A 15,281-nucleotide genomic window follows, 5' to 3' on the forward strand; every position below is an offset into this window, starting at 1 on the left:
GAGGGGTGGACATCGGAGCGCAGCCCCGCGTTTCGATGGCCAATTCCATCCCCGCGGGCAGTTTCTCATCCGTTTTCTCATCTGTGCCTACGCCCGGCTATCGGGTAGCGTTTCGGACAGCTTTCGTACAGTGCGACCGCGCGCGGGGTGGAGGTGCGCCGCGGTTCGGTGGTGCAGGGGGTGGTATGCGCACGAATTCCGAAACAGAGGCGACGAGTCGGGACGCGCCCCGATTGGCCGAGCTGGTCGCGCGGCGGCTCGCATCCGATCCGGCGGTCACCCCCGATATCGCGCACACCGTGCTCGCGGCGCTCGGCGATCTCGAATCGAGCGAACCCACAGCCGAATTCGGCGCCACCGGCATCTTCCTACGCGCGATCCGGGTGCGCGGGTTCCGCGGCATCGGCGCCGAGACCACTCTCGAACTCGCGCCGGGACCCGGGTTGACCCTGGTGGTCGGGCGCAACGGCAGTGGGAAATCCAGTTTCGCCGAGGCCGCGGAGCTGGCCCTCACCGGCGGCAACCGGCGCTGGGACGGGCGGTCCGCGGCCTGGCGCGAGGGGTGGCGCAACCTGCACGAACCCGAACCGGCGCGCATCGAACTCGACCTACTCGCCGGCGGTGCGCGCCCCGAACTCACCGTCACCAAGGAATGGGCGCCCGGTGCGGCCCTCTCGGAGGCGGAATGGACCCAGCGTACGGTCGCCGGTCGCGCACCGTTTCCCGCTCGGCGCTGGTCGGTGCCGCTGGAGCTGTATCGCCCGTTCCTGTCCTACAGCGAGCTCGGCGCACTGGTCGACGGCAAACCGAGTGAGTTGTTCGATGCCCTGCACCAGTTGCTCGGCCTCGATGAACTCACCATCGCGCAGGAGACCATCCGCCTGCGGCGGCTCGAACTCGAACGCGCCGCGCGCGATTCCCGTCAGGAACGCCTCGAACTGCTCGCGGAGCTGGCCACCGTCGCCGACGATCGCGCCGTCCGGATGGCCGAACTGCTGCGCCCGCCCGCACCGGATCTCGCCGCCGTCGAGGGTGAACTCTTCGGCTCCGACACCGGGGGCGAACCCGACGGCCTGCGCGCCATCGTCCGCCTACGGCTGCCCGCCGAATCCGAAGTGGCCGAGGTCGCGGCCCGGCTCGCCGAATGTGCCGCGGCGCTCGACCGCGACACCACCGCGGACGCGGAGGCCGATCTGCGCATTCTGGAACTGCTCACCCGCGCCCGCGACCACGCCGCGGCCGCTGGCCCCTGCCCCTGCCCGGTGTGCGGACAGGGCACCCTCGACGCGGACTGGTCCCGCGCCGCCGATGTCGCCATCTCGGCGTTGACCGAGCGGGTCGCCGCGCTGGCCGGTGCCCGTCAGGAACTCGACGGTGCGCTGCGCGCGGCCCGATCGCTGCCTGAGCAGCTCCCCACCGAACTGGCCTTCGACCCACGCAATCCACCCAGCGTGGATACCGCAGCGGTCCGCCGTGCCTGGGCGGAGTGGGCGGCGCTCACCGAGACGGAGTTCGCCGCCGACCTGCCCGGCCGGTTGCTGGCGGCCCATGCGCGCCTGGTCGACGAACTCGAACTCCTCCAGCAGGGCACCCGTAAGGAACTCGACCGGCTCGACGAGGTCTGGGCGCCGCTGACCCCGCGCATCGCCGCCTGGCTCGACAGCGCCCGCGCGGTGGCCGCGCACGCGGACGAGTTGCGGACCGTGCGCAGGGCCGAGGAGTGGCTGAAGGCTGCCACCGCGGGCTTGCGCGGCGAACGGATGGCGCCGTTGGAGACCACCGCGCGTTGGGTCTGGCACAGCCTGCGGCAGCAGAGCAATGTGGAACTGGGCGGAATCCGGTTGCAGGGCAATGTCAATACCGCGCGCCGGGTACTGCTCGATGTCACTGTCGACGAGGTGGACGGCGCGGCGCTCGGCGTGATGAGCCAGGGCGAGCTGCATGCGCTCGGGTTGTCACTGTTCCTGCCGCGGGCCACCGTGGAGGACAGTCCGTTCCGGTTCGTGATGATCGATGATCCGGTGCAGGCGATGGATCCGGCCAAGGTCGACGGGCTGGCCAGGGTGCTCGCGACGGTGGCGTGGACCCGTCAGGTGGTGGTGTTCACCCATGACGAGCGGCTGGCCGAGGCGGTGCGTCGGATGCAGATCGATGCCAGGGTGCTCGAAGTGCAGCGGCGGGAGCGATCGCGGGTGGAGGTGCGGGTGTCCGGTGATCCGGTCCTGCGCTATCTCGACGACGCCCGCGCGCTCATCCGCACCCCGCAGTTGCCGCCCGCGATCGCCGACGAACTGGTCGCCACCTGCTGCCGTTCGGCGCTGGAAGCCGCCAGTCTGGCCAGGGCGCGGCGCGAGCTGCTCGCCGGTGGCGTCGACCACCGCGAGGTGCAGCGTCTCATCGACACCGCGCAATCCACCAGGGCGATGGTCGCGCTCGCGGTGCTCGGTCCGTCCGGTCGCATCGAGGACCTGGGTAAACACCTTGCCCGCGAAGGTAAATGGGCCGTCGGCGCGCTCCGTGACGCTACCGCGGGCGCCCATGTGCCGATCGGGCGCAGTATGCACGACCTCATCGCCGATACCGAGAAGCTCGTCGACTGGTTGGCGCGATGAGTGAGGACGCCGGTCCGGCCCGGCGTCGTCGCCGGGGGACCCGCGGTCGGGGTGGGCGTACGCGCCCGAGACCGCAGCGCGGTGCAGCGAACCCGCCGCGTCGCGATGCACGGTCTGGCGAGGCCCGGCCGACCGTCGCGGAACGGTTGGCTGCGGTGGACGATCTGCTCGACGGCACGGTCACCGATGCGGGCGGCCTGTGGTCGCGGGCCACGGCGTGGATTCTGCGGATCGCGCTGGAACAGGTGGTCGACGAATTGTGGGCGCGGGTGGCGCCGGAGCTGGCGCGCTGCCCGATGCGCGCCCAGCTGCTGGCCTTGCGCACCTTCGCGGGACCGCTGACCGCGGCGCGGATCGCGACGCTGTGGTCGGCGCTGTCGTATGCCACCCATCATCACGACTACGAGTTGGCGCCCGGCGCCACCGAACTGCGTCGCTGGCGTGAGGAGACCGCCCGGATCGCCGCCGAACTCGCCGCGGTGCGATGAGCCGGTGCCCGGCGTGCGGTGGGGACGCGCGATGATCGGAACCATGGAGCAGACGCAGCCGTGCCCGTGTCGACGCGGCGAACCGTTCGGCAGTTGCTGTGGGCCGATACTGGCCGGTGAACGCGACGCACCGACCGCCGAGGCATTGATGCGCTCGCGCTATACCGCGTTCGCGATCGGCGACGTCGATCATCTGCGCCGCTCCTGGCATCCGCGCACCCGCCCGAAACGCCTCGAACTCGACCCCGACCAGCGCTGGCTGTTCCTCGAGATCCAACGCACCGAACGCGGCGGTCCGTTCGATGACACCGGCACGGTCGAGTTCACCGCGCATTACCGCGACGGTGCCGGACGCGGAGCACTGCACGAGGTCAGCCGCTTCACCCGGGACAGCGGTGGGTGGGTGTATGTCGACGGAGTCGTCACCGACTGACCGGCCATGGCTCGCGTGCGTAGCGGAGCGTCATACGTAGGGTCTCCGGTCAGGCGTCGTCGGCTGCCATCTGCCCGGTAGGGTTCGCTCATGCCACGTGTCGCGATCGAGTACTGCACCCAGTGCCGCTGGCTGCTGCGGGCGAGCTGGATGGCGCAGGAATTGTTGAGCACCTTCGCCACCGAACTGGGTGAGGTGGCGTTGGTTCCCGGCACCGGCGGGGTCTTCCGGATCACCGTCGACGATGAGCAGATCTGGGAACGCAAGGCCGACGGGGGATTTCCCGATATCGCCGTGCTCAAGCAGCGGGTCCGCGATCGTGTCGCCCCCGACCGCGACCTCGGCCACACCGATCGCCGCGACTGACCCGTCGCCCGCGGCGACCGGACTGTGCGGTGTCAGCCGCAGCAGCCGCCACCGCAACAACCACCCGATGGGCGGGGCGCGGCGACGGGCGCCGGCGCCGCGGCCCGGCCGACCGTTCCGAAGGTGGTGAGCAGTTTGACGGTGTCGTCGTGCCCGCTCGGGCAGGTGGCGGGCGCCGACGACTCGGCCATCGGACGATTCACCTCGAAGGTGTCACCGCAGCTGCGACACCGAAAGTTGTAACTCGGCATCTGCCGAGTGTAGCGGCGCGGCGCTTGGAATCAGCCTGCGCCGAAACCTCCGCCGGGGCGGCGCCGCTCCATACGCTGTGCCCAGCGATCAGCGAGGGTGAGGTGACGGCGATGGCGGACGGCAGCGCCGGATCGGTCCTGCGGGCAGTGCTGGAACTGGGGCCCGCACCGCGCAGCGTCATCGCACGGCATGCCGCGCTGTCTCCGGCCACACTGACCTGGCAGGCCAGAGCGCTGGTCGAGGCCGGTCTGCTGGTGGAGTTGCCGGAGACGACCGGTGCCGGCATCGGCCGTCCGTTCAGTCCGCTGGAGCTGGATATCGCGGGCAATGTGGCGGTGGCGGTGCATATCGCGGCGGGGCAGACCACGGTGGCCGTGGTGGATCTCGGCGGCGGTCTGCGTTCGACCATCAAACTGCCGCATACGTCCACCGCGCCGGAGGTGGTGCTGGCCGCCGCGGCCGCCGAAGTGCGGCGGGTGCGTGAGGAGCTGAGCGGTGTGCGCATCCTCGGGCTCGGTGTGTCCACCGGCGGCTGGGTGGACACCGTCGCGGGCAAGGTCGTGCACCATTCGTTTCTGGGCTGGCGTGATGTGGCGGTGCGGGACTACCTCACCGCGCACACCGGTCTGCGCGCCGAACTCGACAATCACACCAGGGCGTTGGCGCATGCCGAGCAATTGTTCGGCCGGACCAGGGGCGCGGCGAGTTCGATCGTATTGTTCGTCGGCAATGTGATCGACGCGGCGTTCTCCGTACACGGTCAGGTGCATTACGGTCCCCGGTCGGCGGCCGGGTCGATCGCCCGGCTGCTCGGCACGGACAACGCACTGGCGCACGGAGTTCCGCGGCGACCACTGGACGAACTGGCCGATCACGCCCTGGTGTCGGCCGCACTCGCCCGCTCGGCGATCGGCGCACCGGAATTTCCCGCGCTGCTGACGGCGGCGGGCGCGCGTGGCACACTCGCGCACGCGCTGTTCCTCGACCGGGCCTTCGCCCTCGGCGGGGTGGTCGCCGCCCTCGTCGATCTGCTCGACCCCGATGCCGTGGTGATCGCCGATCGCGGCTTCGGTCTGCCCGGTATCGCCGACGCGTACCTGGCGGCGGTCGGCGAACAGTCGGTGGTGTGCGCGAATCCCGAGCAGGTGGTGTTCGGGTCCTCGTTCCAGGGACGGATTCTGGAGATGAGCGCGGCGGCGGTCGTCCTGCACGGTGTATTCGACGCGCCACTCACCGCGCTCGCATCGCGCGTCGTTTGATTCCGACTAATTTTAAGACGAACGAAAATTGACGGCGGACACCGCTATTCGTCAGAGTTCTCCTATGAAGATTTCGACCGCCGGGTTCGCCGGATTCGTCGCTCTCATCAGGTGTTGCCCGGTCGATTGATCCCGGAAACCCCTATCGAGAATCGAACTCAGGAAGTCACCTTGCGATTCACAATTCGACGAATTGCGCTGGCCGCCGTCGCGGCCGGTCTGCTCGCCTCATGCGCGACCGACGACGGCGGCGATATCGCGCTGACCGCCGCGCTGCCGGACTCGGTTCCGGCCGGAACCGAAGTGAAGGTGTCGGTGCGCACCACCCGCGTCGCGCTGGAAGCCTCCGGCGAACTGGGCAAACTGCCGTTCACCGTCACCGATTGGCCCGCGGTCTCGGCGGGCCCCGATGTCATCCAGGCCTTCCGCGGTGGTGCGGTCGATATCGCCTCCAATGCGGGCATCCCGCCCATCCACGCGCACGCCACCGGCCTCGACGCCAAGATCATCGGCGTCAAGGTGCGCGATCTGCCGAACTATCAGCTGGCCACCGCGCCCGGTTCGAATATTCGTCAGATCGCCGACCTGCGCGGGAAGCGGATCGCGTTCTCTCCCGGTCAGGCGCAGGGCGTGGTCGTGCTGCGCACCCTGAAATCGGCGGGTATCGGCCTGGACGAGGTCGAGCTGGTGGAACTGAACAGCCCGCAGTTCCTCACCGCCCTACAGGGCGGTCAGATCGATGTGGCGCCACTGGGTGAGCCGTCGCTGACGAAGTACCTCGCGCAATACGCCAGCCAGGGCGCCACCGGTGTCGAGACCAAGGAGGTCGATGCGCTCTCGGTCATCTGGGCGCCGACCGCGGTATTGCAGGATTCGGCGAAACTCGCCGCGGCGAAGGAGTTCGTCAAATTCTGGGCCCGCGGTGAAGTATGGGCCTGGGAACATCCGGAAGAATGGATCCAAGCGTATTACGTGAAAGATCAAGAAGTCTCCGCCGATGATGGGCGCAGAATTCTCGAAACCACGCCGAAACCGTATTTTCCGGAAAATTGGGACGAGGCCATCGCCTGGGAGCAGGAAACGATCGACCTGGTTACCGAATCCGGCTATTTCGGTGAATCCTTCGATGCGGAGGAACTCTTCGACCGCCGGTTCGAATGCATCGCCGCCGACGCCGTCGCGCCGCAGTACCGGACCGAGGACGCGTCATGACCATCGCGCTGCCCCGCTCGGTGGCCACATCCGCTGTGCCCGTCCGCGCCGGATTCGTCGACCGCCGCCCGCTGCGCCGGTTGGGTACGGGCAAATCGGTGCCGTTCGCACGTCTGTCCGGTGTCGTTGCGGTGCTCGCGATCTGGGCGGGTGGTGTGTATTTCGGAGTGTTCGACGAACGCAAGCTGTCGGCCCCGTGGACGGTCGTCGAGACCGGCTGGGACCTGCTGATCAACGGTTCGCTGCTGGCCAATATCGGCGCCTCGCTCGAGCGTGCCGCCATCGGGCTGGTCATCGGTGTCCTGATCGGCACCGGGCTCGCCCTGGTCGCTGGCCTGTCCCGAGTCGGTGAATCCCTGGTGGACGGGCCGATCCAGCTCAAACGGTCCATCCCGACGCTCGGGCTGGTCCCGCTGTTGATCCTGTGGCTCGGGATCGGCGAGACGTTCAAGATCGTGCTGATCACCCTCGGTGTCATCGTGCACATGTACATCCAGACCCATGCCGCGCTGACCACGATCGATAAGCGATTGGTGGAACTGTCGGAGGTGCAGGGTGTTTCGCGGTCGACGTTCATCCGGCAGGTCGTGATCCCCGGCTCACTGCCCGGGTTCTTCCTCGGCCTGCGGTTGTCGGTGACCGGCGCCTGGCTGATCTTGATCGTGGTCGAGTCGGTCAATGCGATCGACGGCCTCGGCAAGATGATGACCAACGCGCAGAACTACGGGCAGGCCGATGTGATCCTGGTCGGCCTCGCCGTCTACGGTGCATTCGGCCTCGCCTCCGACGCCGGTATCCGGTTGCTCGAGCGAAGGGTGCTGTCATGGCGTCGAACGATCGCGAACTAGAGGTCGAGGTGCGTGCGCTGACCCGCGCGTTCGGCGCCCGGCGGGTGCTCGACGAACTCGATCTGCGCATCCCGCACGGCCAGTTCGTCGCACTACTCGGTCGCAGCGGCTCCGGTAAGAGCACGCTGCTGCGGGCGCTGGCCGGCCTGGATTACGACGTCGACGGCTCCGGGGCGCTGCGGGTACCGGCCAAGACCTCGGTGGTGTTCCAGGATTCCCGGCTGCTGCCCTGGCAGCGGGTGCTGGCCAATGTGCTCTACGGACAGCCGCGTTCGCGGCGGGCGGCGGGCGTGAAGGTGCTCGGCGAGGTCGGTCTCGCCGGTCGGGAGAAGGCCTGGCCCGCCGAACTGTCCGGTGGTGAACAGCAGCGGGTGTCGCTGGCCCGCTCGCTGGTCGGTGAACCGGATCTGCTGCTGGCCGATGAACCCTTCGGCGCGCTGGACGCGCTCACCAGGATCAAGATGCACGAGCTGCTGCGTGAGCTGATCCGGCGGCATCGCCCGACGGTGCTGCTGGTCACCCATGACGTGGACGAGGCCATCGCGCTCGCCGACCGGGTCCTCGTGCTCGACGAAGGACGCATCGCCGTCGACGTGACGGTCGAGCTGCCCGGCGAGCGTGATCCGAGCCTGCCCGAGTTCCAGCACATCCGCCGTACCCTGCTCGCCTCGCTGGGCATCGCCCCGGCCGCGGTCTGAAAGGACCCTCCCATGACCAACGACAACTCCTCGAAGTTTTTGCATCTGAACGCGTTCCTGATGTCGGTCGGCCATCACGAGGCGGCCTGGCGACTGCCCGACAGCGATCCGCTGGCCCATATCGATATCGACCACTATGTGCGGCTCGCACAGACCGCCGAACGCGGCAAGTTCGATTCGATCTTCTTCGCCGACAGTCCGGTGCTGATGGGTGATCCCGGCCGCCGCCCGAGCGGCAAGCTGGAACCGACCGTCATCCTGACGGCGGTGGCCGTGCAGACCAGTCGGATCGGCCTGATCGCCACGGCGTCCACCAGCTACAACGACCCCTACAATCTGGCCCGCCGATTCGCCTCGGTCGATTGGGTCAGCGGCGGTAGGGCCGGATGGAACATCGTCACCACCGCGGGCGCCGACGCGGCCCGCAACTTCGGACTCGACGACACCCCCGACCACACCCTGCGCTACGACAAGGCCGCCGAATTCGTCGAGGTCGCGACGAAACTGTGGGACAGCTGGGCCGATGACGCGGTGATCGCGGACAAGGCGCTCGGTATCCACACCGATGCCGCGAAGGTGCGCAAGATCGCCCATCGCGGTGAGTTCTTCTCCGTCGACGGCCCGCTCAACGTACCGCGTTCGCCGCAGGGCTATCCGGTGCTCGTGCAGGCCGGCTCATCGGAGGACGGCAAGAATTTCGCCGCCCGCTACGCCGAGGCCGTGTTCACCGCACAGCAGACGCTCGAGGACGGCAAGGCGTTCTACGCCGACCTCAAAGAGCGCACCCGTCGTCTCGGCCGTGACCCGGAGACGATCAAGATCCTGCCCGGCATCGTGCCCGTCATCGGGGACACCGAAGCGCACGCCCGTGCACTCGATGCCGAACTGTCCCGGTTGATCTCGCCGGAGTACGCGCGTAAACAGCTGGCCGAGCGGTTCAGGCTGCCGATCGCCGAACTCGATCTCGACAGCGAACTGCCGGCGGATCTGCCCACCGAGGACGATATCCAGGGCGCCAAGAGCCGGTTCACCCTGATCGTGAATCTCGCTCGCCGGGAACGCCTCACCCTGCGCGAACTCATCAGCAGGCTCGGCGGCGGGCGCGGCCACCGCACATTCGCCGGGACGGCCGAACAGGTCGCCGACACCATCGAGGAATGGTTCCGTGAGGGTGCCGCGGACGGTTTCAACGTCATGCCGGCGGTGCTGCCGTCCGGATTGGACCGGTTCGTCGACGAGGTGGTGCCGATCCTGCAACAGCGCGGACTGTTCCGCACCGAATACACCGAGACCACGCTGCGCGGCCACTACGGCCTCGACCGTCCGGTGAACCAGTACGACACGGACGAGGCGCTCGCCGCGGCGCAGTGAGGGGCGCCCCGGCTGTGGTGCCGGGGCGAACAGCGGCCGGGCGGGCCGGAAGGAGATCGGGAAACCCAGTGACAGCGGCGGAGAACAAGAGCGCGCAGACGGCGCACGGGCAGGGCGTGGCCGGTAACGCCGTGCCGGGCGGATCAGGCTGGTTGCGTTATCTGTGGCGGCGTTGCCTCGCCCATCCGAGGCTCGTCGTGGCCGCCGCTCTCGGCGCGGTGCTCGCGGCCGTGCTGACCGCGGCGCTGCCGCTGATCGTGCGGCATGTGGTGGATTCGCTCACCACGACCGCCGCCTCGGTGGCGCCATGGGTGGTGTTGCTGCTCGCGGTCGGGGTGGTCCGGTTCGGTGCGTCCTTCGCGCGGCGGGTCGCGTCGTCGAAGCTGTCGCTCGGTGTTCAGCACGATCTCCGCCGGGACGTGTTCGCCGCGCTGCTGCGATTGGACGGCCGCGATCAGGCGGCATTGCGGACGGGGCAGGTGGTGAGCCGGGCGATCACCGATGTCACGTTGATCCAGATGTTCTTGCAGCTGATCCCGATGGTGACGGGCAATATCGTCCTGCTCGCCGGTGCGCTGGCGGTGATGGCCGTGCTGTCCCCGCCGCTGACGCTGATCGCGCTGCTGGTCGTGCCCGCCCTGTGGTTCATCACCCGCCGCAGCCAGCGTCAGCTGTTCCCGGCCAACTGGGATGCCCAGGCCCGCGCCGCCGAGGTGGCGATGCAGGTGGAGGCGGCCGTCGCCGGTGTGCGGGTGGTGAAGGGTTTCGGACAGGAACAGCACGAGATCGAGGGCCTGGAGTCGCGGGCCCGCGATCTGTTCCGGTCCCGGCTGCGGGTAGCGCGCATCACCAGCCGGTTCGCCCCCGCCATGCAGGCCGTGCCCGCGGCGGGGCAGGCCCTGATCCTCATCGCGGGTGGGCTGCTGGCGCTGCGGCACTCCATCACCCTCGGCACCTTTCTGGCGTTCATGACCTACCTCGGCTCGTTCGTCGGCCCGATCCGCCAGTTCTCCATGCTGCTCACAGTCAGCCAGCAGGGCAAAGCGTCCCTCGACCGGGTCCGTGAGGTGATCGAGACCGCGGTGCCGGCCGAAGATCCGGCGCCGCCGACCCCGGTGGGCGCACCGCCGCGCGTCGAATTCCGTGGCGTCGGATTCGGTTTCGACGACAAGGCCGTGCTCGACGGCGTCGACCTCACCGTCGAGCCGGGGGAGACGGTGGCGATCGCGGGCGGGGCGGGCAGCGGCAAATCCACGCTCGTGCAGTTGCTGGCGCGCCTGTACGACCCGGATGCGGGCAGTGTGCGGTTCGACGGCGTCGACCTGCGCGCTCTGCCCGGCGCCCGCGCCCAGGTGGCGATGGTGTTCGAGGACACCCACCTGATGGCGGGCACGGTGCGCGCCAATGTGGCCTACGGCAGGCCCGACGCCGACGACGAACAGGTCTGGCACGCCCTGTATCTGGCCGCCGCCGACGAGTTCGTCGCGGCCACACCCGACGGGCTCGACACCCGGATCGGTGAGCGCGGCCAACGGCTGTCCGGTGGTCAGCGTCAGCGCATCGCCCTGGCCCGCGCCCTGCTCACCGACGCCCCGATCCTGGTGCTCGACGATGCCACCTCGGCCATCGACGCCGAGGTCGAGGAGTTGATCTTCACCAGGATCGCTGCGGAGGTCCAGCGGCGCACGACCATCGTGGTCGCGCACCGGATATCGACGCTGGAACTGGCCGACCGGGTGGCGGTCCTCGACGCCGGGCGGATGGCCGAACTCGGCACCCTGCGCGAACTACAGGATTCGGGGGAGTTGTTCCGCGCGTTGTTCACCCCGCCGGAAGCCGAGGGCATCGGCCCCGATGCCGCAGCGGTGCGGCCGGATTCGCCGACCGAACCGCTCTGGGTGGAGCCCGCCTGCGACGATGACGACGCCCGCACGCTCGAACAGGTGGCCAAGGCCTTCTCCCAGCGCGCGGCGGGCGCGCCGGGAGCGGTCGGCCGCGGGGCCGGGGCCGGTATGCTCGCCGCCGCGCCACCCAGCGGCGATGTCAGGGCGCTGATCGATCGGCTGCCACGGTTGCACGGCGAACCCGAGGTGGCGCATTCGTTTTCCCGCACGCCCGATCACGAGTTCGCCCTGTCCGGACTGTTGCGACCGTTCGCCTGGCCGCTGCTGGCGGGGCTCGGTCTGGTCGGGCTCGACGCGCTGGCCCAGGTGCTGATTCCGTTCCTGGTCCGCTACGGAATCGACCACGGAGTGCTGGCAGGCGCCGCCGAGGTGGTGCTGATCGCGGCGGCCGGTGCGCTCGCGGTGGTGGCGCTGGATTGGGCGCTGGGTGTCGCGCAGGTCAGGGTGACCGGCCGCGCCGGTGAGCGGCTGCTGTACGGGCTGCGGATCAAGGCATTCGCCCACTTGCAGCGGCTCGGATTGCCGTATTACGAGCGCGAACTCGGCGGCCGGATCATGACGCGGATGACCACCGATGTCGACGGATTGTCGGCATTCCTGCACACCGGTCTGGCCACCGCACTCACCAGCACCGTCACCATCGCGGGTGTGGTCGTGGCGCTGCTGGTGATCGACGCCGCGCTGGCCTCGGTGGTGCTGGCCCTGCTGCCGATCCTGATCGTCTCGACGATCGTCTTCCGCAGCTTGTCGGTGCCCGCCTACAACCTGGCCCGCGACCGGGTCGGCGTCGTCAACGCCTACCTCCAGGAGAACGTCGACAACATCAAGGTCACCCAGGCCTACCGGCGCGAAGCGGTGAATCAGGCCGAATTCGAGCGTCGCTCTTCGGCCTACCGTGCGGCCAGGCTGCGCAGCCAGACGTTGATGGCGGTGTTCTTCCCGTTCATCGAACTCGTCTCGGTGATCGCGACCGCTGCGGTTCTCGCCGTCGGCGTGCACGATGTCCGCGCCGGACTGCTCACCGCAGGCACCCTGATCGCCTTCCTGCTCTACATCGACCTGCTGTTCTCCCCGATCCAGCAGCTCTCGCAGGTCTTCGACAGCTATCAGCAGGCCGTGGTCGGCGTCGACCGGCTCGGTGAGCTGATGCGCACCGAGGTCACCACACCGGAGGCCGCCGAGGCACGCGCGGTCGACCGGCTGGACGGCGCGATCGATCTGCGCGGCCTCGGGTTTGCCTATGCGGCCCGGAATTCCGCCGCGGGTTCGGCGGCCGCCACCGTGCTGTCCGGGGTGGATCTGCGGATCGAACCCGGCCAGAAGGTCGCGCTGGTCGGCGAGACCGGCGCGGGTAAATCGACCCTGGTGAAGCTGTTGGCCAGGTTCTACGACCCGACCGAGGGCGCGGTGCTCGTCGACGGCGTCGACATCCGCCGCTACCGTCTGCGCGACTACCGCAAACGGCTCGGTGTGGTGCCGCAGGAACCGTTCCTGTTCGGTGACACCGTGCGCGCCGCCATCGCCTATGGCAGACCCGAGGCCACCCCGGCCGAGATCGAATGGGCCGCCCGCGCGGTGGGTGCCCACGAGATGATCGCCACTCTCGAACACGGCTACTACCAGCCCATCGGTGAACACGGCCGCAGCCTGTCGGCGGGACAACGTCAATTGCTGGCGCTGGCGCGAGCCCAGCTCGGGGAACCCGACATCCTCATCCTCGACGAAGCGACCGCCTCGCTCGATCTCGCGACCGAAGCGAAGGTCAGGGCGGCGGTGGACGTGTTGACCGCGGGTCGGACCACGATCGTGGTCGCCCACCGGCTGGCCACCGCGGCCGATGCGGATCTGATCGCGGTCGTCGGCGGCGGACGGCTGCTCGAGACCGGCACCCATGCGGAGTTGCTCGCCCGCGACGGCGCCTATCGGAGGTTGTGGGCGGCGTATGTGGGTGAGCGCACGGCGCCGACCGAGCCCGCCGTGGGCCGCCGCCGGGCCCTACCGGTCCGCTGAGGTGATCGAGCAGACAGCGCGTCCAAATCAGCGGCCTGAACTGCGGACCGGCGTGTCGTCGGCGACCCGCCGGTCCGATCGGGCCGTGCGATGGCCTCGGCAGCGGCGAACATCGTCGTACCCTCGATAGACACAGGCGTGAGGAGGACTGCGATGAGCACCGAGTTGATCCGAGCGACAGCCACGCAGGACGAGTCCGGGCCGGTGACCGAGACCGAGTACGGCCGGGTGCGCGGACGGCGTGACGGCGAGGTGTTCGTCTGGCGCGGCATCCCCTACGCGGCCGCACCGGCGGGCCCGCACCGGTTCTCGCTGCCGCGCGCACCGCAACCGTGGGACGGTATCCGCGAGGCGACCGAGTTCGGCGATATCGCGCCGCAGAACATGGACAACACCGTCCCCATCGATAAGGGCCTGCGGATGGGGGAGGACTGTCTGTGGCTCAATGTCTTCGCCCCGGCCCGCCTCGATGACGCCCCGCGCCCGGTCATGGTGTGGTTGCACGGCGGCGCCTACTGCCTCGGCACCGCGGCGCAGGGCATCTACGACGGCCGCAAACTGGTCGAGACCGGCGATGTGGTGCTGGTGACCGTCAACTACCGGATCGGCGCGCTCGGATTCCTCGATCTGTCGTCGCTGTCGCCGGACTTCGTGCCCAATCTCGGCCTGCACGATCAGCTCTACGCCCTCGAATGGGTGCAGCGCAATATCGCGGCCTTCGGCGGCGACCCGGACAACGTCACCCTCTTCGGCGAGTCCTCCGGCGGCGGTTGCGTGACCGCACTGCTCACCGCACCCCGTGCGGCCGGCCTGTTCCATCGCGCGATCGCGCAGAGCCCGCCCGCGACGACGGTCTTCGGTCTCGAACGTGCCGCCAAGGTGGCCGACCGGTTCATGGAGCTGATCGACCTGCCCCGTGAGCGGGCCGCCGAACTGCTCGAATGTCCGATCGACCGGATCATCGACGCGGCCTCGGTGCTGATCGATGAGGTGCCGATCCAAGCGCCGGGCACCCTCGCGGCTGCCCCTGTCGTCGACGGCGATCTGCTGCCCGGTTATCCGACCGACCGTTTCCGTGCCGGACTCTCGCATCAGGTGCCGCTGATGATCGGCACCAACAAGGACGAGGCCTCGCTGTTCCGGTTGTTCCGTTCCCCGATCATGCCGGTGACGCCGGAGGCGGTGAACGCGATGCTCAACGGCGTGCAGGACAGCCACCCCGGTATGTCGCACGAACGCGTCGCCGAGATCACCTCGGCCTATCCGGATCTGGCCACACCGCGTGGCGCGCTGGCCATGTCCACCGATGCCGCGTTCCGTATGCCCGCGCACTGGGTCGCCGATGCCCACTCCCGGCACTCCCGCACCTGGATGTACCGGTTCGACCACGCCACGCCGATGTTGCGCGCGGCGCGGGTCGGCGCCGGGCACGCGACCGAATTGCCGTACGTTTTCGGCAATTTCGGCACCTTCAACCATGACCCGACGTTCTGGTTGGGCGGTCGCAAGGTGGCCACCGAGGTATCCGGCCGGATGATGCGACGCTGGCTGGCCTTCGCCCGGCACGGTGTCCCGGCGGCACTCGACGGTTCCAAGCATTGGCCGCCCTACCACGCGGCCACCCGCACCACGCTGCTCATCGATGCCGTCGACCGCGTCGTCGACGATCCCGAACACGATCTGCACACCGCATGGGGTGAGCAGGCGGTCGGCTTCGCCTGACCGGTGTTCGATCGGGCGCACCGCGTGTTCGGTCTCGTGTCGCTCGAAAATCGGAGTAGACCGGCTGCTGTCATGGGTTGTGTTCGAAGCCGCGTTCGGCCACCGG

At 69.0% G+C, this 15,281-nt stretch carries 12 protein-coding genes; 11 read left to right on the forward strand and 1 reads right to left on the reverse strand.

Going from position 1 to position 15,281, the window contains the following annotated elements; genetic code table 11:
• Positions 1–185 precede the first annotated feature (185 nt).
• The 4 genes from QH168_RS02210 (at position 186) to QH168_RS02225 (ending at position 3,899) form a co-directional block, all read left to right on the forward strand.
• Positions 186–2,612 carry an AAA family ATPase gene (locus tag QH168_RS02210; protein ID WP_280232678.1) on the forward strand — a complete coding sequence of 809 codons (2,427 nt, stop codon included), beginning with the start codon at positions 186–188 and terminating at the stop codon, positions 2,610–2,612.
• A 155-nt stretch (positions 2,613–2,767) separates the two neighbouring features.
• On the forward strand, positions 2,768–3,100 hold the full coding sequence (locus QH168_RS02215; protein ID WP_280232679.1) for a hypothetical protein: 333 nt from the start codon (positions 2,768–2,770) through the stop codon (positions 3,098–3,100).
• A gap of 43 nt (positions 3,101–3,143) precedes the next feature.
• Positions 3,144–3,533 (forward strand): YchJ family protein, encoded by a 390-nt coding sequence (locus tag QH168_RS02220; protein WP_280232680.1) that lies wholly within the window; start codon positions 3,144–3,146, stop codon positions 3,531–3,533.
• Positions 3,534–3,623: 90 nt separating this feature from the next.
• The gene (locus QH168_RS02225; protein WP_280232681.1) at positions 3,624–3,899 is read left to right on the forward strand and encodes a SelT/SelW/SelH family protein; all 276 of its coding nucleotides are present in this window, start codon (positions 3,624–3,626) and stop codon (positions 3,897–3,899) included.
• A gap of 32 nt (positions 3,900–3,931) precedes the next feature.
• On the opposite strand, the gene QH168_RS02230 is transcribed toward QH168_RS02225, so the two are convergent.
• On the reverse strand, positions 3,932–4,150 hold the full coding sequence (locus QH168_RS02230) for an FmdB family zinc ribbon protein (RefSeq protein ID WP_280232682.1): 219 nt from the start codon (positions 4,148–4,150) through the stop codon (positions 3,932–3,934).
• A 111-nt stretch (positions 4,151–4,261) separates the two neighbouring features.
• On the opposite strand from QH168_RS02230, the gene QH168_RS02235 reads away from it, so the two are divergent.
• From QH168_RS02235 to QH168_RS02265, 7 genes are all read left to right on the forward strand, one after another.
• Positions 4,262–5,410, forward strand: coding sequence for an ROK family transcriptional regulator (locus QH168_RS02235; RefSeq protein WP_280232683.1), 1,149 nt, complete (start codon positions 4,262–4,264; stop codon positions 5,408–5,410).
• A 171-nt stretch (positions 5,411–5,581) separates the two neighbouring features.
• Positions 5,582–6,622 (forward strand): ABC transporter substrate-binding protein, encoded by a 1,041-nt coding sequence (locus tag QH168_RS02240; RefSeq protein WP_280232684.1) that lies wholly within the window; start codon positions 5,582–5,584, stop codon positions 6,620–6,622.
• Positions 6,619–7,470: an ABC transporter permease gene (locus QH168_RS02245; protein WP_280232685.1), complete on the forward strand. Its 852-nt coding sequence runs from the start codon at positions 6,619–6,621 to the stop codon at positions 7,468–7,470. Before QH168_RS02240 ends, QH168_RS02245 begins: the two co-directional genes overlap by 4 nt.
• On the forward strand, positions 7,446–8,168 hold the full coding sequence (locus QH168_RS02250; RefSeq protein WP_280232686.1) for an ABC transporter ATP-binding protein: 723 nt from the start codon (positions 7,446–7,448) through the stop codon (positions 8,166–8,168). The genes QH168_RS02245 and QH168_RS02250 overlap by 25 nt, the downstream gene beginning before the upstream one ends.
• 12 nt (positions 8,169–8,180) lie before the next feature.
• Positions 8,181–9,539: an LLM class flavin-dependent oxidoreductase gene (locus QH168_RS02255; protein WP_280232687.1), complete on the forward strand. Its 1,359-nt coding sequence runs from the start codon at positions 8,181–8,183 to the stop codon at positions 9,537–9,539.
• Between the two features lie 68 nt (positions 9,540–9,607).
• Positions 9,608–13,453, forward strand: coding sequence for an ABC transporter ATP-binding protein (locus QH168_RS02260; RefSeq protein WP_280232688.1), 3,846 nt, complete (start codon positions 9,608–9,610; stop codon positions 13,451–13,453).
• A gap of 153 nt (positions 13,454–13,606) precedes the next feature.
• Positions 13,607–15,175, forward strand: coding sequence for a carboxylesterase/lipase family protein (locus QH168_RS02265; protein WP_280232689.1), 1,569 nt, complete (start codon positions 13,607–13,609; stop codon positions 15,173–15,175).
• Positions 15,176–15,281: the final 106 nt, after the last annotated feature.

Origin of the sequence: Nocardia cyriacigeorgica, assembly GCF_029868385.1 — a bacterium.
In the GTDB taxonomy this organism is placed as follows: Bacteria; Actinomycetota; Actinomycetes; order Mycobacteriales; family Mycobacteriaceae; genus Nocardia; species Nocardia cyriacigeorgica_F.